At 52.1% G+C, this 21,271-nt stretch carries 19 protein-coding genes; 1 reads left to right on the top strand and 18 read right to left on the bottom strand.

What is annotated here, in order from left to right; genetic code table 11:
* Window positions 1-65 precede the first annotated feature (65 nt).
* The 10 genes from pyrE to lspA all read right to left on the bottom strand — a co-directional run bounded on the left by pyrE (window position 66) and on the right by lspA (window position 12,303).
* Window positions 66-704: an orotate phosphoribosyltransferase gene (gene pyrE, locus JSQ80_RS19680; RefSeq protein WP_240463730.1), complete on the bottom strand. Its 639-nt coding sequence runs from the start codon at window positions 702-704 to the stop codon at window positions 66-68.
* The gene (pyrF, locus tag JSQ80_RS19675; RefSeq protein ID WP_206096410.1) at window positions 701-1,444 is read right to left on the bottom strand and encodes an orotidine-5'-phosphate decarboxylase; all 744 of its coding nucleotides are present in this window, start codon (window positions 1,442-1,444) and stop codon (window positions 701-703) included. Before pyrF ends, pyrE begins: the two co-directional genes overlap by 4 nt.
* 177 nt (window positions 1,445-1,621) lie before the next feature.
* Window positions 1,622-4,846, bottom strand: coding sequence for a carbamoyl-phosphate synthase large subunit (gene carB, locus JSQ80_RS19670; protein WP_206096409.1), 3,225 nt, complete (start codon window positions 4,844-4,846; stop codon window positions 1,622-1,624).
* A gap of 1 nt (window position 4,847) precedes the next feature.
* Window positions 4,848-5,978, bottom strand: coding sequence for a glutamine-hydrolyzing carbamoyl-phosphate synthase small subunit (gene carA / locus JSQ80_RS19665; protein ID WP_206096408.1), 1,131 nt, complete (start codon window positions 5,976-5,978; stop codon window positions 4,848-4,850).
* A gap of 105 nt (window positions 5,979-6,083) precedes the next feature.
* On the bottom strand, window positions 6,084-7,358 hold the full coding sequence (locus tag JSQ80_RS19660) for a dihydroorotase (RefSeq protein ID WP_206096407.1): 1,275 nt from the start codon (window positions 7,356-7,358) through the stop codon (window positions 6,084-6,086).
* A gap of 66 nt (window positions 7,359-7,424) precedes the next feature.
* A complete protein-coding gene (locus JSQ80_RS19655; RefSeq protein ID WP_206096406.1) occupies window positions 7,425-8,336 on the bottom strand; it encodes an aspartate carbamoyltransferase catalytic subunit in 912 nt (303 codons plus the stop codon).
* On the bottom strand, window positions 8,333-8,884 hold the full coding sequence (gene pyrR, locus JSQ80_RS19650; RefSeq protein ID WP_087433061.1) for a bifunctional pyr operon transcriptional regulator/uracil phosphoribosyltransferase PyrR: 552 nt from the start codon (window positions 8,882-8,884) through the stop codon (window positions 8,333-8,335). Before pyrR ends, JSQ80_RS19655 begins: the two co-directional genes overlap by 4 nt.
* A gap of 379 nt (window positions 8,885-9,263) precedes the next feature.
* Entirely contained in the window at window positions 9,264-10,517 is a 1,254-nt protein-coding gene (locus JSQ80_RS19645; protein ID WP_206096405.1) for an LL-diaminopimelate aminotransferase, read from the bottom strand.
* Between the two features lie 235 nt (window positions 10,518-10,752).
* Window positions 10,753-11,718: an RluA family pseudouridine synthase gene (locus JSQ80_RS19640; RefSeq protein ID WP_206096404.1), complete on the bottom strand. Its 966-nt coding sequence runs from the start codon at window positions 11,716-11,718 to the stop codon at window positions 10,753-10,755.
* Window positions 11,719-11,796: 78 nt separating this feature from the next.
* Window positions 11,797-12,303, bottom strand: a complete 507-nt coding sequence (gene lspA / locus JSQ80_RS19635; protein WP_206096403.1) for a signal peptidase II — start codon at window positions 12,301-12,303, stop codon at window positions 11,797-11,799.
* 184 nt (window positions 12,304-12,487) lie between these two features.
* On the opposite strand from lspA, the gene JSQ80_RS19630 reads away from it, so the two are divergent.
* The gene (locus tag JSQ80_RS19630) at window positions 12,488-13,246 is read left to right on the top strand and encodes a TraR/DksA C4-type zinc finger protein (RefSeq protein WP_087432649.1); all 759 of its coding nucleotides are present in this window, start codon (window positions 12,488-12,490) and stop codon (window positions 13,244-13,246) included.
* A 19-nt stretch (window positions 13,247-13,265) separates the two neighbouring features.
* On the opposite strand, the gene JSQ80_RS19625 is transcribed toward JSQ80_RS19630, so the two are convergent.
* The 8 genes from JSQ80_RS19625 to pgeF form a co-directional block, all read right to left on the bottom strand.
* A complete protein-coding gene (locus JSQ80_RS19625; protein WP_411829088.1) occupies window positions 13,266-13,667 on the bottom strand; it encodes a DUF5665 domain-containing protein in 402 nt (133 codons plus the stop codon).
* 248 nt (window positions 13,668-13,915) lie between these two features.
* On the bottom strand, window positions 13,916-17,008 hold the full coding sequence (ileS, locus tag JSQ80_RS19620) for an isoleucine--tRNA ligase (RefSeq protein WP_206096402.1): 3,093 nt from the start codon (window positions 17,006-17,008) through the stop codon (window positions 13,916-13,918).
* 476 nt (window positions 17,009-17,484) lie between these two features.
* On the bottom strand, window positions 17,485-17,967 hold the full coding sequence (locus tag JSQ80_RS19615) for a DivIVA domain-containing protein (RefSeq protein WP_087432647.1): 483 nt from the start codon (window positions 17,965-17,967) through the stop codon (window positions 17,485-17,487).
* Between the two features lie 95 nt (window positions 17,968-18,062).
* On the bottom strand, window positions 18,063-18,854 hold the full coding sequence (locus JSQ80_RS19610) for a YlmH family RNA-binding protein (protein WP_206096401.1): 792 nt from the start codon (window positions 18,852-18,854) through the stop codon (window positions 18,063-18,065).
* A 124-nt stretch (window positions 18,855-18,978) separates the two neighbouring features.
* A complete protein-coding gene (locus JSQ80_RS19605; protein ID WP_087432645.1) occupies window positions 18,979-19,248 on the bottom strand; it encodes a YggT family protein in 270 nt (89 codons plus the stop codon).
* Between the two features lie 7 nt (window positions 19,249-19,255).
* The gene (locus JSQ80_RS19600; RefSeq protein WP_087432644.1) at window positions 19,256-19,708 is read right to left on the bottom strand and encodes a cell division protein SepF; all 453 of its coding nucleotides are present in this window, start codon (window positions 19,706-19,708) and stop codon (window positions 19,256-19,258) included.
* Window positions 19,708-20,394, bottom strand: a complete 687-nt coding sequence (locus JSQ80_RS19595; RefSeq protein WP_206097663.1) for a YggS family pyridoxal phosphate-dependent enzyme — start codon at window positions 20,392-20,394, stop codon at window positions 19,708-19,710. The genes JSQ80_RS19600 and JSQ80_RS19595 overlap by 1 nt, the downstream gene beginning before the upstream one ends.
* On the bottom strand, window positions 20,394-21,251 hold the full coding sequence (gene pgeF / locus JSQ80_RS19590; RefSeq protein WP_206096400.1) for a peptidoglycan editing factor PgeF: 858 nt from the start codon (window positions 21,249-21,251) through the stop codon (window positions 20,394-20,396). Before pgeF ends, JSQ80_RS19595 begins: the two co-directional genes overlap by 1 nt.
* Window positions 21,252-21,271 lie beyond the last annotated feature (20 nt).

Here is a 21,271-nt window from a genome sequence, read left to right as displayed (position 1 = left end):
ACTTTCCTTAATAATGACAAAAAGACCTGATCGCGTACTCGATCAGGTCTTTCCACGGTGTCAACCTAGTTGATCCAGCTGGCAGGATCACGGCGCCAAGCCTTCAACACATCCAAATCAGAGGCTTGGATGACGCCGAGCTCCAGCGCCGTATCGATCAGCGCCGAATAATTGGACAAGGTGCGAAGCGGTATGCCTGCTTCCGCAAAAGCCGATACGGCTTTGTCCAGCTGGTAGCTGAAGATGGCAAATACCGCAAGCGGTTCGGCTCCGGCTTCCTTGACCGCAAGCGCAGCCTTCAGCGAGCTGCCGCCCGTTGAAATCAAATCTTCGATGACGACGACTTTTTGTCCGGGGCGGATTATGCCTTCAATTTGATTTTGCTTCCCGTGTCCCTTCGCTTTGTCGCGAATGTATGCCATTGGCAATCCAAGCTTGTCTGCCACCCATGCCGCATGCGGTATGCCAGCCGTAGCCGTCCCCGCAATGACCTCTGCATCGGACGCGTATTCCTTGACCAAGGAGGCGAAGCCTTCCGCAATCGCGGCGCGAATGTCCGGATAGGACATCGTCAAGCGGTTGTCGCAGTAAATCGGCGATTTAATGCCGGAAGTCCAAGTGAACGGCTCTTGCGGACGCAATGCCACCGCTTGAATATTCAATAAATGGCTTGCAATCGTTCGTTCCAGGTTTGTCGTTGTCATGAGTTCAACAGCTCCTCTAAGATTGATTCCAATGCTGCGCGCGGGTTCGGCGCAGCCGTAATGGGACGCCCGACCACAATGTAATCCGTGCCGCAAGCGAACGCTTCGCGCGGAGTCATGACGCGGGATTGGTCGCCCTTCTCGCTTCCTGCGGGCCTGATGCCCGGCGTAACCGTCTTGAACCCGGCGCCGCAAGCCGCCTTGATGCGCGTCACTTCCTGCGGTGAAGCGACTACTCCAGCAAGCCCCGCTTCCTGCGTCAGCTTCGCATAGCGCACGACCGCTTCCTCCACCGCACCGGGGATGCCGATCTCATCGTTCATTACCAGCTGATTCGTGCTCGTCAGCTGGGTAACGGCAATGACGACGGGCCTCTGCAGCGATGCGTCTTCCGCCAAAGCCGCTTGCACGCCTTCCATTGCCGCTCTCATCATGCTCGCGCCGCCGGCGGCATGAACGTTGAACATGTCGGCGCCCAGCTTCGTCACGCTGTTTGCTCCCCCCTTGACCGTGTTCGGAATATCATGCATTTTGACGTCGAGAAACACTTTATAGCCGCAATCCTTCAATTCACGGACAAATGCCGGACCTGCCGCGTAAAAAAGCTGCATCCCCACCTTCATGTAGCATGGAATGCCTGCAAGCTCCTTGATTAGCTGCCTGGCTGCCTCCGCATGCGGGTAGTCGAGCGCTACCATTATCCGTCCGGCTGCGTCAGCCGCATTTATGTGTTGATTCATCGTTGATATCACTCTGCCTTTCCATTTGAAGCGGTTGTTCAAAGTCCGTTATTGAATACGCGATAGTAAGTAAACCGGTCCGTACTGCCGGATTGAGGCACATATTCACAATCCAGGGAGGCCGGAAGGCCTCCCCGCTTACCCTCTATGCGATTGTGCTATGCTTTATAGCTCCGCTTAACTATGGTTGTGGAAAGCAGGCATCGGACGGGAGGAGAAATTAATCTGCTCCAGCATGCCGAGCAGCGCGCGTACGGTATCAAGCGAAGTCATGCAGACGACGCCGTTCTCTACCGCTTCGCGGCGGATGCGGAAACCGTCGCGTTCCGGCGTCTTGCCCTTCGTGAGCGTATTGACGACAAAGTGAGCTTCGCCGTTGCGAATCAGGTCCAAAATATTCGGAGAACCCTCGGTCAGCTTTTTCACCCGCGTGACGATAAGGCCCGCGTCTTCCAGCGCCGTAGCCGTACCGCCCGTGGCAATGATTTTGTAGCCTAGATTGACGAAGCCGCGCATAAGCTCGGCCGCTTCTTCCTTGTCCTTATCCGCTACCGTGCATATAATGGCGCCCGTCGCCGGGATTTTCATGCCCGACCCGATAAGGCCTTTGTAGAGAGCTTTCGCATATTGAACGTCACGCCCCATGACTTCGCCCGTCGATTTCATCTCCGGTCCGAGCGTCGGCTCGACACGGCGCAGCTTCGCGAAGGAGAACACCGGCACTTTTACCGATACATGGTCATCTTCCGGCCACAAGCCTTCTTGATACCCCAGCTCAGACAGCTTGGCTCCCAAAATAAGCTTTGTTGCAACATTCGCCATCGGAATGTTCGTAACTTTGCTCAAGAACGGCACCGTACGGGAGGAACGCGGGTTCACCTCGATAACGTACACTTGTTCTTTATAGATGACGAACTGGATGTTTATAAGTCCGACCGTGTTCAATTCTTTCGCAATCCGAATCGTAATGTCGACGACCTGCTGCTTCAATTCAGCCGACAGATGCTGCGGCGGATAGACCGCAATCGAGTCGCCGGAGTGAACGCCAGCGCGTTCGACGTGTTCCATAATGCCTGGAATAAGCACCGTTTCGCCATCGCAAATCGCGTCGACTTCCACTTCTTTTCCCAGCATGTAGCGGTCAATCAGAACCGGATGCTCCGGATTGATTTTTACGGCCTGCTCCATATAATTCAAGAGCTCGTTATCCGAGTACACAATTTCCATCGCGCGCCCGCCGAGGACGTAGGATGGGCGTACGAGCACCGGATAGCCAAGACCTTGTGCGGTACCTACCGCTTCGTCGACCGAGGTAACCGTACTGCCCTTCGGCTGCGCGATGTCCAGACGGGACAGCAGCGCTTCGAACTTTTTGCGGTCTTCCGCCTCATCGATGCTTTCCAGGCTCGAGCCCAGAATGCGCACGCCCTCCTTGGCAAGCGGCGCTGCCAAGTTGATGGCCGTCTGTCCACCGAATTGCACGATGACGCCAATCGGCTTCTCCTGCTCGATAACGTTCATGACGTCTTCGAAGAAGAGCGGCTCGAAGTACAAGCGGTCGGAAGTATTGAAGTCGGTCGATACCGTTTCCGGGTTGTTGTTGATGATGACCGCTTCGTAACCGGCGTCCTGAATCGCCCATACCGCATGCACGGTGGAGTAATCGAATTCAATGCCTTGACCGATGCGGATTGGCCCGGAGCCAAGCACGATGACTTTTTCTTTGGCGGATTCAATCACTTCATTTTCGGTCTCGTAAGTCGAGTAGTAGTATGGCGTCGTCGCTTCGAATTCCGCCGCACATGTATCAACCATTTTATATACCGGATTAAAGCCTTGCTGTTTGCGGAAGCGGCGCACTTCTTCTTCCTTCGTGCACCCGCCGCCCGGATGCGCTTCACTGCGCAGCTCCGCAATGGCCCGGTCGGTGAAGCCCATGCGCTTGGCCTCATAGAGCGTCTCTGCCGGTAGAGTCTCGTCAGCGCGAATGACGTTTTCGAATTGGACCATAGCCTCAATCTTATCGAGGAACCACCAATCGATCTTCGTCAAGTCTTGCAGCTGCTGCAGCGTGTAGCCGCGGCGATACGCTTCGGCGAGCAGGAACAAGCGCTCGTCATCCGGCGCCTTCAAGCGCGCTTGCAGCGTATCTTCGTCAAGCAGCTCCGTGCCTTTCAAGTACAGGCGGTGCGTGCCGATTTCAAGCGAACGAATCGCTTTGTGCATGGATTCTTCAAACGTGCGTCCGATCGCCATCACTTCGCCGGTCGCTTTCATCTGCGTACCGAGCTTGCGGTTCGCTTGCGTAAATTTATCGAACGGCCAACGCGGTATCTTCGATACGATGTAGTCGAGCGTCGGCTCGAAGCAGGCATATGTTTGCCCCGTTACCGGGTTCACAATTTCGTCGAGCGTGTAGCCAATCGCAATTTTTGCCGCCATCTTCGCAATCGGATAGCCCGTCGCTTTCGATGCGAGAGCCGACGAACGGCTTACGCGCGGGTTCACTTCGATGACATAATATTGATAGCTGAACGGGTCAAGCGCGAACTGCACGTTACATCCGCCTTCAATATTCAAGGCGCGAATGATTTTAAGCGATGCCGAGCGCAGCATTTGGTACTCGCGGTCGGACAGCGTTTGGCTTGGCGCGACGACAATGCTGTCACCTGTATGGACACCAACCGGGTCGAAGTTTTCCATGTTGCACACGACGATGCAGTTGTCATTGGCATCGCGCATCACTTCGTATTCCACTTCTTTCATACCGGCGATACTCTTCTCAATCAAGCATTGTCCAATCGGGCTATAGCGGATACCGGACGCTACCGTCTCAAGCAGTTCCTCTTCATTGTCGCAAATCCCGCCGCCCGTACCGCCAAGCGTGTACGCCGGACGAACGATAATCGGATAGCCAATCTCATTCGCAAAATCAACGGCCTCCTGCACCGAATTCACAATCGTGCTCTCCGGTACCGGCTGCTCCAGCTCGCGCATAAGCTCACGGAACAAGTCGCGGTCTTCCGCACGCTCGATTGCATCAAGCTGCGTTCCGAGCAAGCGCACATTTTCCCGCTCCAACACGCCGGCGCGCGCTAATTCCACCGCCATGTTCAAGCCAGTCTGGCCGCCCAGAGTCGGCAACAAGCCGTCCGGACGCTCTTGACGGATAATTTGCGTGACGAAATCGAGCGTAATCGGTTCGATGTACACCTTATCCGCCATGTTCGTATCTGTCATAATCGTAGCGGGATTGCTGTTAATGAGAACAACTTCCATGCCTTCTTCTTTCAATGCTTCACAGGCTTGCGTTCCCGCATAGTCGAATTCCGCTGCCTGACCGATGACAATCGGACCCGAACCGATGACAAGAATTTTCTTGAGGTCTTTGTTTTTAGGCATATTATAGTTCCCCTTTCAGCTGTGCTACGAGTTCCGCTTGGCGCGAAATTTGCGGTTGATTGCGTTTGTGCTCGCGAATCATTTCTATAAAATCATCGAACAGATAGCTATTGTCATACGGCCCCGGAGCCGCCTCCGGATGGTATTGCACCGAGAACGCAGGCGCGTTCGCATGCTTCAAGCCTTCGATTGTCTTATCGTTGTTGTTGATGTGCGTGACGACCAAGTCCGTGCCTTGAATCGACTCTTCCACTACCGTATAGCCATGGTTCTGAGAAGTAATGTAGCAGCGGTTCGTGGCCAATTCTTTAACCGGATGGTTGCCGCCGCGGTGACCGAACTTCAGCTTGCCCGTATCCGCGCCGCAAGCGAGCGCGAAGAGCTGATGGCCCAAGCAGATGCCGAAGATGGGAATCTCTCCGAGCAGCTCCTGAATCATGTTCACGGCATGGGGCACATCTTTCGGATCCCCAGGCCCGTTCGACAATTGGATGCCATCCGGACGGAGGCGGCGAATCTCTTCTGCCGTCGTGTCGTGCGGCACGACGACAACATCGCAGCCGCGCTTCGTTAATTCGCGCAAAATGCCGCTCTTCGCTCCGAAGTCAACCAGTACAATCCGTTCTTTGTCGCCAGGACTGGAGAACAATTGGATCGTCGATGTGCGAGCCACCTGGTCACGCATCAGTTCAGTGACGCCAAGCATTTCTTTCAGCTCATCAACGGGCTGGCTGCCTGTGGTCAGAATCCCCTTCATCGTTCCGAAATGGCGCAGCTTGCGCGTCAACATGCGTGTGTCGATGCCGCTAATGCCGACGATGCCGTATTCTTTCAACAGGCGGTCCACCGTATACTCCGCGCGCCAGTTGCTGGGCGTCACTTCGTGACGGCGCACGACAAAGCCATGCACGTAAGGGCGAATCGCTTCGAAATCGTCGCGCGTAATGCCATAGTTGCCGATGAGCGGGTATGTCATCGTCACGATTTGACCGCAGTAAGACGGGTCGGACAGCACCTCTTGATAACCTGTAATTCCCGTATTGAATACGACCTCTCCGGCAGATTCACCATCCGCCCCGAATGCAGCGCCTGTAAATAGGGTTCCGTCTTCCAACATCAATCTTGCTTGCATGTTCGTCACTCCTCGCTCTCTCTGTCTCTTGTCCTTGCCGGACAATTCATTCAAGCTGTCCGGGCACATCTATGTCTGTTCCGTTCCATCCGTGCATGCTCCAGGTTACTTGCTCCAGACGACCCGACCGTCCACCAGCGTCATCACCGGCCAGCCTTTCAGCTTCCAACCGGTAAACGGCGTGTTGCGGCCCTTCGTTAGAAAGGCGCTCGGGTCCACTTCATGTTCGGTCTCCAAATCAATGACCGTTATGTCTGCCGGTGCGCCTTCCTCCAAGCGGCCTGTCGGTAACCCGAAGATATTGGCCGGGTCTGCCGTCATCCGCTTCACCAACAAGCCGAGCGGCCATTTGCCCGTAGCGACGAATTTCGTATACAACAGCGGGAACGCAGTCTCCAATCCTACGATGCCGAATGGAGCCAAGTCCATTCCTTTCGCCTTCTCTTCTTCACTGTGCGGAGCGTGGTCGGTTACGACTATATCGATAGTTCCGTCTTCGAGCGCTTCGATGCATGCCGCAACGTCCCGCGGTGTGCGCAGCGGCGGATTCATCTTCCAATTTGCGTCCATTCCCGGAATGTCTTCATCAGACAGAAGCAGATGGTGCGGGCATACCTCGGCTGTAACCCGAATGCCGAACTGCTTCGCTTGGCGGATAAGTCGAATGGACTGCTCCGTGCTGACGTGACACACATGGTAATGCACGCCTGTCGCTTCGGAGAGCAAAATATCGCGCCCCACATGAATCGCCTCAGACTCGTTCGGAATTCCCTTCAATCCGTGCTTGCGGGCGAACTCACCGTCTGTCACCGCCGCCCCTTTGACCAGCGAATCATCCTCGCAATGCGCAATGACCGGCATGTCGAGCTCTTTGGCCCACTTCATCGCATCCTTCATCATCTGGGCGTTTTGCACGCCGACACCGTCATCCGTGAAGCCGATTACACCGGCTTGCTTCAGCGCCACGAAATCCGTCAGTTCTCTTCCGAGCTCATTCTTCGTAATGGAACCGTAAGGCAGAACCTTTACGATACCTTCCTGTTCAGCCTTATCCAATATGAGCTGCACCGTTTCCGGAGTATCGGTAACCGGTCGCGTATTCGGCATGCAGGCGATAGTGGTGAATCCGCCCTTCGCCGCCGAACGCGTTCCCGTCGCAATCGTTTCTTTATGTTCAAATCCCGGCTCGCGCAGGTGGACGTGCATGTCGATAAATCCCGGCGATACGAAGTTTCCTGCTGCATCACGAACTTCAGCATGTGCGGGAATCGGCTCCTTCGTATCCGTCAACCTGCTGATGACCCCATCCTCTATCCAAATGTGCGCGGATTTCATTTCCCCTTCATTGGCAAGCACCGTTGCGTTTGTTATAACTAGCATCGATTATTTCTCCTCTCATCGTGCGTGCTGTTCCGTTCTCTATCGGATAATTAACTCTTTCTATAATTAAGCCATGGCCCGTTCCATAACCGCCATTCGCACCGGCACACCATTCGCCATTTGGTCGAAGATACGGGCCTGTTCACACTCGACGACACTGTCGTCAATTTCAACGTTGCGGTTAACCGGCGCGGGATGCATAATGATGGCGTGAGATTTCATTCGTGCAACGCGTTCAAGTGTTAGCCCGTAAGCGGCCCTGTATTGCTCCGCCGAGCTCAGCATATTCGATTCATGACGTTCCAATTGAACTCGCAGCATCATGACGACATCGGCTTGCAGCGCCTCATTCATGGTGACATATGGCACATCCACATCGTGTGTGCGCATATTGTCCGGAGCGCAGAAGCTTACCCGTGCCCCGAACTTGCGCAGCGCCCATAGATTGGAGCGTGCAACGCGGCTGTGCTCGACATCTCCGACTATCGCTACGTTAAGGCCGTTCAGCTGCCCGAATTGCTTTCTCATCGTATACATATCGAGTAAAGCCTGGGTCGGGTGCTCATTGATGCCGTCCCCTGCATTGACGAGTGGCATTTTGACGCGCTCCGCAATTTGTTCCAAGAGACCTACCGGCTTTAGGCGAATCACTCCTGCATCCATCCCCATCGATTCCAGCGTGCGAACCGTGTCATAGATGGATTCGCCCTTCTCTACGCTGGAAGCCGCAGCCGTGAAGTTAATCACTTCTGCACCAAGCCGCTTCTCGGCCACTTCGAACGAACAGCGGGTGCGAGTGCTGTTCTCGAAGAACATATTTGCAACGAATTTGTGCCGAAGAACATCGTTCACCTTGATGGGCTGCTGCTCCCAGTAAGCGGCGCGATCCAGAATCGATTCAATCTCCTGCATGCCAAGCTCCTTGAGTCCGAGCAAGCTGCGCTCCTTCACCGCACGTTCCATTTGTACCATTGTCATTGCTGCTGCCCCCTGTGGTGTACGATTTTCACTTCATCGATGCCATCGATTTCTGTAAGCGCCACTTCGATTTCTTCCGTACGCGAGGTCGGCACGTTCTTGCCTACATAATCCGGCCGTATCGGCAGTTCCCGATGTCCCCGGTCCGCCAGAACCGCCAGCTGTATCATTTGCGGCCGTCCTTGGTCCATGAGGGCGTCCATCGCCGCTCGAATCGTGCGGCCGGTGTACAGCACGTCATCGCATAAAATCACTTTTGTATCTTGTATCGGGAAAGGTTCGCTTATGGCTGCCATCTCCCGCTCCTCTTTTTTCTTGTCATCCCGATAACCCGTAATGTCAAGCTCTACGACCTGTATGCTCGTATTCTCGATGAGCTGGATTCGTTCCGCGATTCGCCGCGCAATGTAAATGCCTCTCGTTCGAATTCCGACCAGCACGCAATTGTCAATTCCTTTGTTGCGTTCAAGTATTTCGTGGGCAATCCGGGTAAGCGCACGCCGAATCCCCGCTTCATCCATAATAATGTTGAAGTCTGCCGTACTCATTTGGGTGATTACTCCTTCCGTTATCAGACCCATGTCAACCAAGGCCATTTTTTAAGCGCGTGATTCACTTCTTAGCAACCTCGTTAAGTGTTCTCGGTTACGCGCACAAAAAAACTCCTTGCCCGCAGGCAAGGAGTTGTATGCTTCATCAGTGAGCGCGAAAGGGCACAACGTGACTAGGGCATAAGAAGACCTTGCAGCAGTTCCAATCACTTTCCACTCTCTGGTAGTTAGTGATTGCACTAGAAGACCTTCACCCTTCACGAGTCCTTTCTCGCAATGAGCGTTACCTTGCCAGCCTCTCGGGACTGAATTAAAGGTTCAATATTCATTTAACAGAATTATCCCACTTCACCTGCATCCTGTCAAGCAGAGCCAATCAAAAAATATATTCCACATCTGTCAGTCTGCGCTTCAGCTCCGCAATGACACGGCGCTCGTCCGCTTCGCCATCGGCTTCAAACGTAACCGAGAACCGAATAAATTTGCCCGCGTCATCCCAAGGAACCGTGGAAATCAGCTTTTCCCGGATCAGGTACTGGGAGAAATCTTCTCCCGTTGCAAACTCGGGACCGTTCTTAATCGCTTTTGGCGCCTCCACGTATAAGAAGAAAGAGCCTTTTGGCTTCTCGGCACGGAATCCCGCTTCGTTCAATGCTGATACGAGCATGTCGTGACGGCGTGAATATTTGTTCGCAATCGCTTCGGTAATTTCCGGATGCGAAAGCCCATATGCCGCAGCTTTCTGAATGGCGATAAACTGCCCCGAATCGTTGTTGTCCTTCACATCGCCGAATGCTTTGACGATAAGCGGGTTACCCGCAATAAATCCAATGCGCCAGCCCGTCATGTTATAAGATTTCGACAGGGAGTGAAGCTCCACCCCCACATCTCTTGCGCCAGGAACGCTAAGGAAGCTGAAAGGCTTGGCCCCATCGAACGTTAATGCGGCATAGGGAGCATCATGAACGATAATGACTTCATGCTGTTTTGCCCACGCGATCGCTTTCTCGAAAAATTCAACCGTTGCCGCCGCACCAGTCGGATTGTTCGGATAGTTCAAATAAAGCAGCTTGGCACGGCGGCATATGTCTTGCGGAATCCGTTCTAAATCGGGCAGAAATTGTTGTTCCTTCGTCAGCGGAATGTTATACACTTCTCCACCTAAATACTTGGTATGCGTACCCATAACCGGATATCCCGGAACCGTCATAATGGTCACGTCTCCCGGATTGATGAAGCAGGACGGAAGCATAGCCAGCGCAGGCTTCGTCCCAATGGAGTGAAGCACTTCCGTGTCCGGATCAATGTCATGCACCCCGAATACTTGGCGCAAATAGTCGGCTGCCGCTCTTTTAAATTCAGCAATCCCGTTATCGGCATAGCCGCGATTCTCCGGCTTTGCCGCTTCTTCAGCCAGCTTCGCCACAATGCCGGCATCGGCCATCTCATCCGGCTCGCCTACCCCCATGTCAATTAGCTCCACATGAGGTTGTGCTTGCTTTGCAGCCGCTTTGGCACGTTTAATTTTCTCGAATTTATAAATATTCGTGTCTTTGCCATAATTCGCTCCGCCAATGCGTTCGGCAAAGTTCTGTTGAATGAATGTGTCCTGATAACGTTGTATTGTCACTGTAATGCAGCTCCTTCTCTCAATGAATCGTTCAAGCTTGTGCTTAATGCTATAAGCTGATGTTCAAAAGTCACCCAGCAGCGGGCTGAATTTGAACTTGCACTACTACTATGCTGGAATCGGTCATTGAAAGGAATGGATCATTCATTTAACAATTTGCATTAATTACACGACAGCTGTCCACATCATTCTAATATATACTGATTTAAGTGAAGGATGGTTTGCATGAATTTACCTATCTATTGCGAATGGATTGCAGCAGCAGCTCCATATCTTCCGGCAGCGGGGCTGAAAATTCAAGCGTCTCGCCGGATGTCGGATGCACAAATCCGAGCGTAGCCGCATGCAGTGCCTGACCATCCATCGATAAGCCCCGGGTACCTCGGCTGTACATCGGATCGCCTACGAGCGGATGCCCGATAAACTTCATATGGACGCGTATTTGATGCGTACGTCCCGTCTCTAGCTGAAGTTCAACCAATGTCGCATCTCCAAATCGCTCCAGCACTTTAAAGTGCGTCACCGCATGCTTGCTGTTGCGCTCCGTTACCGTGTACATTTTGCGATCATAAGAGTCACGTCCAATCGGAGCGTCGATTGTGCCTTGATCGTGCGGAACGTTGCCGTGCACCAATGCCATATATTTGCGCATGACCGAGTGCTCTTTCAATTGGGCCGCAAGATGAACATGCGCGCGATCGTTCTTCGCCGCCATCAGCAGACCTGAAGTATCTTTATCAATCCGGTGCACAATGCCCGGCCGCAGCTCGCCGTTAATGCCCGACAAGTCTTTGCAGTGGTACATAAGCGCATTGACGACCGTGCCTGAAGTGTGTCCCGGAGCGGGATGCACGACCATGCCGCGCGGTTTGTTAATGACGACGACATCGGCATCCTCATAATAAATATCGAGCGGAATCGGTTCCGCTATAATATCGACGGGAGCCGGATCAGGCATCTTCAGCTCAATCATATCGCCTTCGAGTACTTTATAATTCGGCTTTACCGCTTGCCCGTTCACTTGAATGGCCCGATCGCGGATCCACAGCTGCACTTGGGAGCGCGATACGTCTTCTTCTATGGAGTCGGTTATATATTTATCGATCCGTTCCTTAGCATGCTCAGCCTGAACCGTCCATATGAAAACCTCCCGCTCTTCACTGTCGGCCTGACCTGCGTCATGTTGTAAATGCTTGCTCATTGCAATTATCCTTCCTTATATAGCTGTTCAGAAATCTGTCCTTTTTGAACACGCATCGTAAATGTCTGCTTTATGGCTTTATTGATTGTTAGCCTCGGGGTTGTCTTGCCCCTTCGTCTTCTCCAGCTCCTTTTCATGCTTTACCGTCAGCAAAGCATCAAGCAGAACGAAGCCGACTCCGACACAAATCCCGGTATCCGCAATATTAAAGATTGGAAAGGTGTAGGAACCGAAGTTGAATTGCAGAAAATCGACAACCTCTCCCGTCAGAAGGCGGTCAAGGAAATTGCCGACTGCTCCCCCTAAGATGAGACTGAGTCCCAACGGCAAGATGACGCCTTGTTGATGTTTAATCTTTTGCATATACCAAATGATCCCTGATACGACGATTATCGTCACGATAACAAAAAACCACCGTTGATTTTCCAGAATGCTGAATGCGGCGCCTGTATTGCGATGAGAAGTAATGAGAAAGAAATTACCGATTACTGAAATTTGTTCATATAATTCCAACTTTGTAGCGATTATCCACTTTGTGCCCTGATCAATCAAAAAAACGATTAGAGCGATGATATAGTACCACACGGGCGATTGTCACCTCATTTTGTATGTATTTCTTGCTTAATTACTGCCCCGCTCATTGTATCACAGGTTGAAAAATGGCGTCCAATCCAACCCAGCCTCTGTTTCATTTACCACGAAGTTTTTTGCCTAAAACGCACAATCTATACGTAAGCGTTACGTCAACCCGAAAGGAGTCTTGCGAACGATGCCTCAATTGACTGCAGACCAATTAGCAAGCTTACGGCAAAACTTAATCGAGTCGAAGGCAAGCCTCGAACGGCGCTTGAAGCAAGGAGATCATTATGGCCTGTCCCAATCATTGCGCGAAAACACTGGCGAGCTCTCAACCAATGATAACCACCCCGCCGATATGGCGACGGAAATGTATGAGCGCGGCAAAGACATCGCGCTGAATGAACATGATGAAATATTGCTTGAACGAATTGACACCGCATTGGGCATGATGCAAAAAGGGACGTACGGCATTTGCGTCGTATGCGGTGAACATATTCCTTACGAGCGGCTTGAAGCGGTTCCTTCGACAATGTATTGCGCTCCGCATTGCCCGGAGACCTTTGTATCGGATCGGCGTCCGGTGGAAGAGGAATTTTTGGCTCCTCCCTTCGGCCGCACCAGCCTGGACGAGTTGGATACTCAGAATGGCTTCGACGGCGAAGATGCATGGCAGATCGTTGAAGCCTGGGGCACGTCGGATTCTCCAGCGCTGCACGAGGAACGCGATGCGGACGGCTATGATGACCTGGTAATCGAAGCATCCGAAGAATTGGATGGCGGCGTTGAAGCGTTCGAAAGCTTCGTCGCTACAGATATTACAGGCCGTCATGTATCTATCGTCCGCAATCGCCAGTATAGACAATACATGGAAAATGGTGAAGGAATTCCTTTGCTCGAAGAAGATGAGCATATCGATCTGACTGACTACGCAGACCCGGATTTGCACTAATCATGGCGCTTCAACCGCTTTAATAGAACTTCGTGTCCAGCTGACGCTGAACGATGCGCACAATATCTGCAATGAAATCACCGATGATAGGTAAATTCAGCGCCCCAAGATATTGCAATATATATACAATAATGGCCGTAAAAATGGAGAATCCAATTGCAATCCCAACCCCCCGCGCCATGCCTCCCATAAGGTTAACCCATATTAATCGGCGGGGATTCAACTGAAGTTCCGTATATTCGTAAATACGGGACTTCTCCATTTGTTGCGCCATGCGGAAGGTATAGTCATGTATCGTCTTCATCATTTTCCGTTCTTCTTCATCATTGCCGGGAATTGCAGCCGGGAATTCGATGGTGATGGTCTCTTTTTTTTGTTGTTCCTGTTCCTTCTTATCGTTATTTTGTCTTTGTCCTGACATTGTCATGCCTCCCTCACTAAGACCAAACGGTGAGTTTTTTATCGCCTTACAAAATGTTTTGGTTTACGCTTTATCGCTGCCTAGAACAGACTTCACTGTACCGTAATGGAAAAGAGCGCGACCTGATGCTGGATAAGTGTCCTGCAAGGTCAACGCTCTCCTTTCCTATTTATGTGCTGCAAGCGGCGTTTGCCATTATTGTTCCCTTGGAAGTAATGCTCATTCCCTTGCCGCAACGAAGTGTTTCTTTAAGCGATATGCACGCGGATTGTCTTCTGGCCCAGATCGATCGTCTCCATGGCATCGACCGCACCGAATGATAAGGTAGCGACAAGCACATTGTCGCGCAACGTCGATTCGAATGTTTGAATGGCCGCCTTCAACTCGTCATCGACATCCAATACGATGTCAACGCGTTTCTCAATTGGCAAATCAAGCTTTTTGCGCGTATCTTGGATACCACGGACGACTTCACGCACCCAGCCTTCCTGTTCAAGCTCCGGCGTAATGTCCGTATTGAGCGCAACCGTCATCTGATAACCGGACGCGGATGCAAAGCCAGCCTTCGCCTGCTTCTCAATGAGCAGCTCCTCACTTGTAACGACCAAAGTCTCGCCATCGGCGCTGGTGAAGCTCCATTCACCTCGCTCGACGATTTCGCGCGTCTCTGCGGCAGTCATTGCTTTCAAGCGGGCTTGCATCGGCCCGACATTCTTCCCGTATTTTTTCCCCGCCACTTTCAGGTTCAGCTTCAAGGCGAAATCAACAAAGCCATTATCGCTCGTCTCAATGCGGATATCCTTCACATTGATTTCGTCCTTAATCACCTCTTCATAGCCAGCCAGATCGAACTGGCGATCCATGGAAATAATGAGCTCGGACAGCGGTTGGCGTGTCTTGATGCTCGTTTCGTTGCGGACGTTGCGCGCAAGCTCAACGATTTGGCGCGCTGTCTCCATGTCACGCTCCAGCTCTGCATCCACCATAGCCGTATCGGCTTGGGGATATTCGGCTAAATGAACGCTTTGGCACTCGCCGCCCAGATTTGTGTAGATATCTTCGGCTACCATCGGAGCGTATGGCGCAATCATCTTCGCCAGGGTTATCAGCACCGTGCGGAGCGTCTGATACGCCGACAGTTTGTCTTCCGTCATCTCGCTGCCCCAGAAGCGATCGCGTGAGCGGCGGATATACCAGTTGCTCAACTCGTCTACGTATACTTCGATCGCCTTCGCCGGATTCAAGAAATCGTTCGCTTGCAGCCCTTTGCTTACCGTGGCCATTAACGTATGGAGGCGGGACAGAATCCACCGATCCAGCTTGTTGGCAGAGGGACGCTCCTCATACGCCTGCGGATCATACTGGTCGATAGTCGCGTACAACGCATAGAAAGCGTGCGTATTTACGAGCGTATCGATCACTTTGGATTTCGCCTCGGCTACAATCTGCTTCGAGAACCGCTTGGAGTTCCATGGCGCGCTGTCAGATAACAAAGCCCAACGGAAGGCGTCGGTGCCATACTCGTTGATGATTTCCCAAGGATCGATGACGTTGCCTTTGGATTTGGACATCTTTTGCCCGTTCTCATCCAAAATATGTCCGGTCGCAATGACCGCCTTATACGGCGCTTTGCCGTTGTACAATGTCGAGACAGCGAGCAAGCTGAAGAACCAGCCGCGAGTTTGGTCGATTCCCTCGCAAATGATATCTGCCGGATATTGCTCATTGAAGTTCTTCTCATCGCCGAATGGATGATGATGCTGCGCAAATGGCATCGATCCGCTGTCAAACCAGACGTCAATGACTTCTGAGGTGCGTTCCATCTCGCCGTGATCGCAATGAGGACAACGAAGCTTCACTTCGTCCACATATGGCTTATGGAGCTCCAAGTCTGGCGCAATCGGCACGGTCGAGCGCTCACGCAAATCTTGATGGCTGTGCGGCGCATACTCGCCTTTGCAGGAGCTGCACACCCACACGTTTAGCGGCGTCCCCCAGTAGCGATTGCGGCTGATGTTCCAATCGACGAGATCTTCCAAAAAGTTGCCGAAGCGCCCCTCGCGAATATGGGATGGATACCAGTCAACCTTGTTGTTGTTTTCAATTAATTGATCTTTAACCGCTGTCGTCTTAATGAACCACGATTCGGTCGCATAATAGAGAAGCGGTGTTTTGCAGCGCCAGCAGAATGGGTAGCTGTGCTCGTATTTTTCTTTGCTGTACAATGTTCCCCGCTCAGACAACGTCTTCACGATGTCGATGTCGCAATCTTTCACGAACCGGCCTGCGAAGTCGCTTACTTCATCCGTGTAGCGTCCTTGCGTGTTGACAACGCTGATAAAGCTAATTCCGTTCTCGCGGCAGCACTTATAGTCATCTTCCCCGTGAGCCGGGGCCATATGGACGATCCCCGTACCGCTTGAATCCGTTACGAAGCTTGCGGACACGATGAGATGTCCTTTCTCCGGCTTGATGAACATAAATGGCGCATCATACGTTTTGCCGATGAATTCGGAGCCTTTATGCTCGGACAGAATGGTATATGGTCCATTCATCACGTCTTCTGCCAAGTTCTTGGCAACAATATAGACGCCATCGTCCTGCTGCACTCGTACATAGTCCATATCCGGGTTCATCGCCAGCGCAGTGTGCGCCGGCAGCGTCCAAGGCGTGGTCGTCCAAGCCAGCACGTATTCACCGGTATCATGCAATTTGAACTTTACGGTTGCGGACAGATCCTTGACCGTTTCATATCCTTGGGCCACTTCATGCGAGCTCAGCGTCGTCTGGCAGCATGGGCAATACGGGCTGACCCGGTGGCCGCGATACAAGAGCCCTTTATTGTGGATCGTGGACAAAATGTGCCATACGCTCTCAATATAGTTGTTATCGAGCGTAATGTAAGGATCGTCAAGGTTCGTCCAATAGCCGATCGCTTCGGTCAGCTCGCGCCACTGCTTCTCATATTCGAAGACGCTGTTTTTACATTTCTTGACGAACGCTTCCACGCCATAGTTCTCGATTTCTTGCTTGCCGGAAATACCCAACTGCTTCTCCACGCCAAGCTCGACAGGCAGTCCGTGCGTATCCCAGCCAGCCTTGCGCACGACACGGTAGCCAGCCATCGTCTTATAGCGGCAAATGAAATCTTTAATTACGCGTCCAAGCACGTGTCCAATGTGAGGCGCACCGTTTGCCGTAGGCGGTCCTTCATAAAATACGAAGTTCGGTTTGCCATCGCGCTGTTCGATTGATTTCTTAAACGTATGCTCCTGATTCCATTTCGCTAACACGCGAAGCTCCCGCTCGCGGGCGCGTTCTTTGACATCCACTTTTCTCATGATATCTCTTCCTTTCTCCATATCGTAATCGGTTTGCAATAAAAAAACCCCATCCCATAAAGGGACGAGGTTATCTCGCGTTACCACCCTTGTTCCGCCCATCGACATAAGTTGTCCCTCATTCATTGCACGGCACTCTGATCGTGTATTCTATACACGCCCTCGATAACGGTAGGGTTCCGGTTAAGCCTCAGCTTAGAGCCTATGCGTGCGCTAGCTTCTGCCAAGGTTCAGCTTAACTTCTCTGGGATGATGTCCACTCACGGCTTGTTCATCGGTTCACAGCATCTCCGACTCTCTGGAGAACAAGGGACGTGACGGCGCGTTCCCGTCATAGAATTGCTGTTATGTTGCGATCAGGCTGCATCAGCGCGACATCATGGTGCTGACGCAGAACATGACCGTACGGTTACTTATCGAATAATACATAGTTATAGCGCGTTTTGGCATAAATGTCAAACACGGCTTGAGGAGGGTTAATACAATTCCTTTACTTCGGCACGTTCAAGCGCTTCCCAACCATCTTGGCTGAGAAGCTCCAACTGCGCTTCCACCAGCGTGCGGAAGCGGGCGCGGTAGATGGAAGCTTGCTTCTTCAGTTCTTCTACTTCCATCGCAATTTTGCGGGATTTCGTGAGCGCATCGTTAACGATGCGGTCCGCATTTTTCTCCGCTTCTTTAATGATGAGCTGCGCTTCTTTCTTCGCATTGCTCTTCACCTCGTCAGCCGCTTCTTGGGCAACGATGATCGTCTTGCTTAACGTTTCTTCCAAGTTCGCAAAGTGATTGAGCTTCTCCTGCAAGCTTGCGGCATGGCTTTGCATTTCCTTGTTCTCGCGAATGGCCGCCTCATAATCTTTAATGACTTGGTCTAGAAATTCGTTGACTTCGTCCTCATCGTAACCGCGCAGCTTGCGGCCAAATTCTTTGTTATGTATATCCAGTGGTGTCAATGGCATGATGTGCACCTCCTCAAAATTACGAACCCTAGAGCGTATCCTTTTGTTCGACAAATTCATGCAGAAATCCTGCAAGCTCCCGTTCCCAAATGTTCCTAACGGGCATACGTCCCCACCGTGATCCGCATGCGGCCTTTCTTTGTCATCCCTTCCATATCGATGACCTTAAAGCGTCCAAAGCCCTGCAGCGACACAACATCGCCTGCTCTGAGCAGAGCGGACGGATTGTCTTCAACTTTCCAGTTGACCTTGCAGCGCCCGGCTTTGATGGGAGCGACAATCTTCGCGCGGCTTAATCTGAATACATCGCTCACGATGCCATCCAGACGAAGCGACGCGACGCTGAGCTGCATCACGTTCAGCTCCACATCGGCGGTACGCAATTCGGAAAGCGGCAGCACGTCCGTAAACACATTGACCCGATGCACTTGCCGAAGATGTGTATCGAGGAAAGAGGCAATATCCTCGGTAATAAGCATATGGCAACGATCCTCGCTGATGTGAATGTCGCCTATTTTATCGCGTTTTATTCCTAAGCCAAGCACTGCGCCCAAAAAATCGCCATGCTCAAGCTCGTCCCATTTCCGATCAGACGACGTGATCTCCATGACGGCTATCCCCATCTCTTCACCTTCGGCGTAAACATAATCAGGAGCAATTAACGCCCGCTTGCGCTCAGCTTGCTCATAACCGCCTTCCAGCAGAAGCTGAACATCTGGTTCACGGTTGACAAGCGTTGATACGATAAAGGCTTGCCGCGGATCCATAAAATCGGTGCGCCGCACTTCATGCTGCTGTGCAGCGCGTATCACCCACTCCCATGCGCGATCGACAAACGCGCGTTCATCCGGATGGAAGTGAGCGTATATACGTTCGTTGGCTGTCATTGCTATTCGCCGCCCTTTACATGCTCTGCCCCCAGCTTGACCGGCATGTCCCGGTTCAAGGATACGCCGCAGCTGTGGAAAGGATAAGGCAAGAATACATCTGCAATATATTCTTCCTCATTCATTAGAAAATATATTGAACGACCGCAAACAAGCCCATATAAACGAAGTGGAGCGTGAACAAAGCTACGATCGGGGAGATGTCGAGCATGCCGCCAATCGGCGGGATAATGCGCCGGAACGGAGCTAAATAAGGTTCTACGATCTTGCCTAATATTTCACCCACGAAGCTTTCGCGTACGTTAGGCACCCAAGACATCAAAATATAAATAATAATGAGCCATCTGTATATCTGATATAAATAGCCCAAGTACGTTAACACCTGGTATTCCAAATTCAGGTCACCTCATTTGATTGTAGTCAAACTCTTCCGCGAACATCTCCGTAATGGAACCTTGAATTTCAATATGCTCCGGCGTGCATATAAATATATTACCGCCAATCTTCGATATATTGCCGCTCAAGGCGTAGACAGTTCCGCTTAGGAAGTCGATAATGCGCAGAGCTTGGTCGTTGCGCACGCGCTGCAAATTCACGACGACTGAGCGCCGCGAGCGCAAATGATCAGCGATCTCTTGCGCTTCATCGTAAGATCGGGGTTCATAGAGCACCACTTTAGCCGCTTTTTGTGAATGGATGCTCACAATGTTGGCTCCCTTCGATGAAGTCTTGCGTTGGTCGAATACCGGCGCATCCAGCTCATGCTCTTCGGCGTCCGCTATCTTTTCACGTTCGATGATCTCTTCTTCTTCCTGCAGTCCGAGAAAATTCATAAAACGGTTCATCACACCCATTACGCTTCCCCTTCCTTCCCTACCAGGATGGAACCAAGCCGAACCCATGTCGCTCCTTCTTCGATGGCAATCTCGAAATCATTGGACATTCCCATCGATAAATGCGGTAACGATACGGGCATAGCCGCCTCCAGCTCATCACGCAGCAGCCTTAAGCCGCGAAAGACGGGTCTTGTCGCATCCGGTTCCAGTTCGTAAGGGGCCATTGTCATTAATCCGACCGGCTCAAGATGAGGGAACGAGCGCAAATGTTCCAAGAACGACGGCACCTCCGCTGGAGGCAACCCTTGCTTCGTATCTTCACCCGAAATGTTCACCTGGATAAAGCAGCGCACGCGTTCTTCCAGTGAAGCCGCCCGTTTCTCGATGGCCTGTGCCAGAGAAAGGCGGTCCAAGGAATGAATATAGGCGAACTTGCCCACAACGTCCTTCGCTTTGTTGCTTTGCAATGAACCGATAAAATGCCAAGTCGCTTCCGCGCCGAAAGCTTTCCATTTCGCTTCCGCATCCTGCCAACGATTCTCGCCGATATGCGGCAAGCCGGCGCGAATCGCCTCTCCCGTTGCTTCAAGCGACACATATTTCGTCACAGCAATCACTTGAATTTCGTCTCGCTTGCGGCCGCTTCGATCGCATGCCGCTTGTATGCGTTGTTCTACAGCTTGTATTCGGTGCTGCAGCGTCATCATGTCATCCTCCAACCAATCCAACTCATCATGCGTCCGGTTGCACCCCCCTCCATGCGGTGGGAGAAGAACATATCCGTATGGCAACCGGTACACCAACTAGTACATTCGATATTTGTTGTCAAAATTCCTGCTTGGTTCAACAATTGTCGATTCAGTTCCCGCAAATCCAGCATGGCATGTCCCGGCGCCGTGGGACGAATGATCGTATCCGCATGCGCCCTCGCCTCCGGACAAGCCGCGAACACGTGATTCACCTCTGCCAGGACACGCTCGTCCACCTCATAGCAGCAAGGTCCGATGGATGGACCTATCGCTGCACGAATGTGTTCAGGTCGACAATCGTAATTCGCCATCATTGTATGTATCGTCGCCGGCCCGATTTTGCTTACCGTCCCTTTCCACCCTGCGTGAGCAAGTCCGACAACCCGCTGCACCGGGTCAAGGAACAAGAGCGGGACACAATCGGCATAGAACGATGTCAACATGACCCCTGTTACATCAGTAACCAGAGCATCCGCATTTTGAATCGCATCATCCCGATTCAATCTCCCTCTGCCGCGTTCGTCCGACGTTACAATATGCACATGGTTGCCATGCACTTGTTCCGCGCATGTCCATGCATCGAATGGCATACCGCTAGCCTCAGCGACACGCTGACGATTCACAATTACATGCTGTTCATCGTCTTGAACATGGAGCGCGCAGTTCAATGAACCGCAGCCACCTTCGCTGACCCCTCCACTGCGTGTCGTGAAGCCTGCGGTCAATGCCGGATATGCATCCGTCCACCCTTTCAGTTCTAGCAGCACAGGCCCGTCGTTATGTTTTTTTCGCTGAAGCACAAAAGGTTCCATCGTTGTTCACCTCAACGTAC

This window comes from Paenibacillus apiarius (assembly GCF_017052585.1).
Classification (GTDB): domain Bacteria; phylum Bacillota; class Bacilli; order Paenibacillales; family Paenibacillaceae; genus Paenibacillus_B; species Paenibacillus_B apiarius.
This window is presented reverse-complemented; position numbering and strand designations above follow the sequence as displayed.

What these genes read in the sequence shown, in the direction of transcription:
- pyrE (WP_240463730.1), bottom strand. Translation starts at nt 704, where the DNA reads ATGACAACGACAAACCTGGAACGAACGATTGCAAGCCATTTATTGAAT.
- pyrF (WP_206096410.1), bottom strand. Translation starts at nt 1,444, where the DNA reads ATGAATCAACACATAAATGCGGCTGACGCAGCCGGACGGATAATGGTA.
- carB (WP_206096409.1), bottom strand. Translation starts at nt 4,846, where the DNA reads ATGCCTAAAAACAAAGACCTCAAGAAAATTCTTGTCATCGGTTCGGGT.
- carA (WP_206096408.1), bottom strand. Translation starts at nt 5,978, where the DNA reads ATGCAAGCAAGATTGATGTTGGAAGACGGAACCCTATTTACAGGCGCT.
- JSQ80_RS19660 (WP_206096407.1), bottom strand. Translation starts at nt 7,358, where the DNA reads ATGCTAGTTATAACAAACGCAACGGTGCTTGCCAATGAAGGGGAAATG.
- JSQ80_RS19655 (WP_206096406.1), bottom strand. Translation starts at nt 8,336, where the DNA reads ATGACAATGGTACAAATGGAACGTGCGGTGAAGGAGCGCAGCTTGCTC.
- pyrR (WP_087433061.1), bottom strand. Translation starts at nt 8,884, where the DNA reads ATGAGTACGGCAGACTTCAACATTATTATGGATGAAGCGGGGATTCGG.
- JSQ80_RS19640 (WP_206096404.1), bottom strand. Translation starts at nt 11,718, where the DNA reads ATGAGCAAGCATTTACAACATGACGCAGGTCAGGCCGACAGTGAAGAG.
- JSQ80_RS19630 (WP_087432649.1), top strand. Translation starts at nt 12,488, where the DNA reads ATGCCTCAATTGACTGCAGACCAATTAGCAAGCTTACGGCAAAACTTA.
- JSQ80_RS19625 (WP_411829088.1), bottom strand. Translation starts at nt 13,667, where the DNA reads ATGTCAGGACAAAGACAAAATAACGATAAGAAGGAACAGGAACAACAA.
- ileS (WP_206096402.1), bottom strand. Translation starts at nt 17,008, where the DNA reads ATGAGAAAAGTGGATGTCAAAGAACGCGCCCGCGAGCGGGAGCTTCGC.
- JSQ80_RS19615 (WP_087432647.1), bottom strand. Translation starts at nt 17,967, where the DNA reads ATGCCATTGACACCACTGGATATACATAACAAAGAATTTGGCCGCAAG.
- JSQ80_RS19610 (WP_206096401.1), bottom strand. Translation starts at nt 18,854, where the DNA reads ATGACAGCCAACGAACGTATATACGCTCACTTCCATCCGGATGAACGC.
- JSQ80_RS19600 (WP_087432644.1), bottom strand. Translation starts at nt 19,708, where the DNA reads ATGGGTGTGATGAACCGTTTTATGAATTTTCTCGGACTGCAGGAAGAA.
- JSQ80_RS19595 (WP_206097663.1), bottom strand. Translation starts at nt 20,394, where the DNA reads ATGACGCTGCAGCACCGAATACAAGCTGTAGAACAACGCATACAAGCG.
- pgeF (WP_206096400.1), bottom strand. Translation starts at nt 21,251, where the DNA reads ATGGAACCTTTTGTGCTTCAGCGAAAAAAACATAACGACGGGCCTGTG.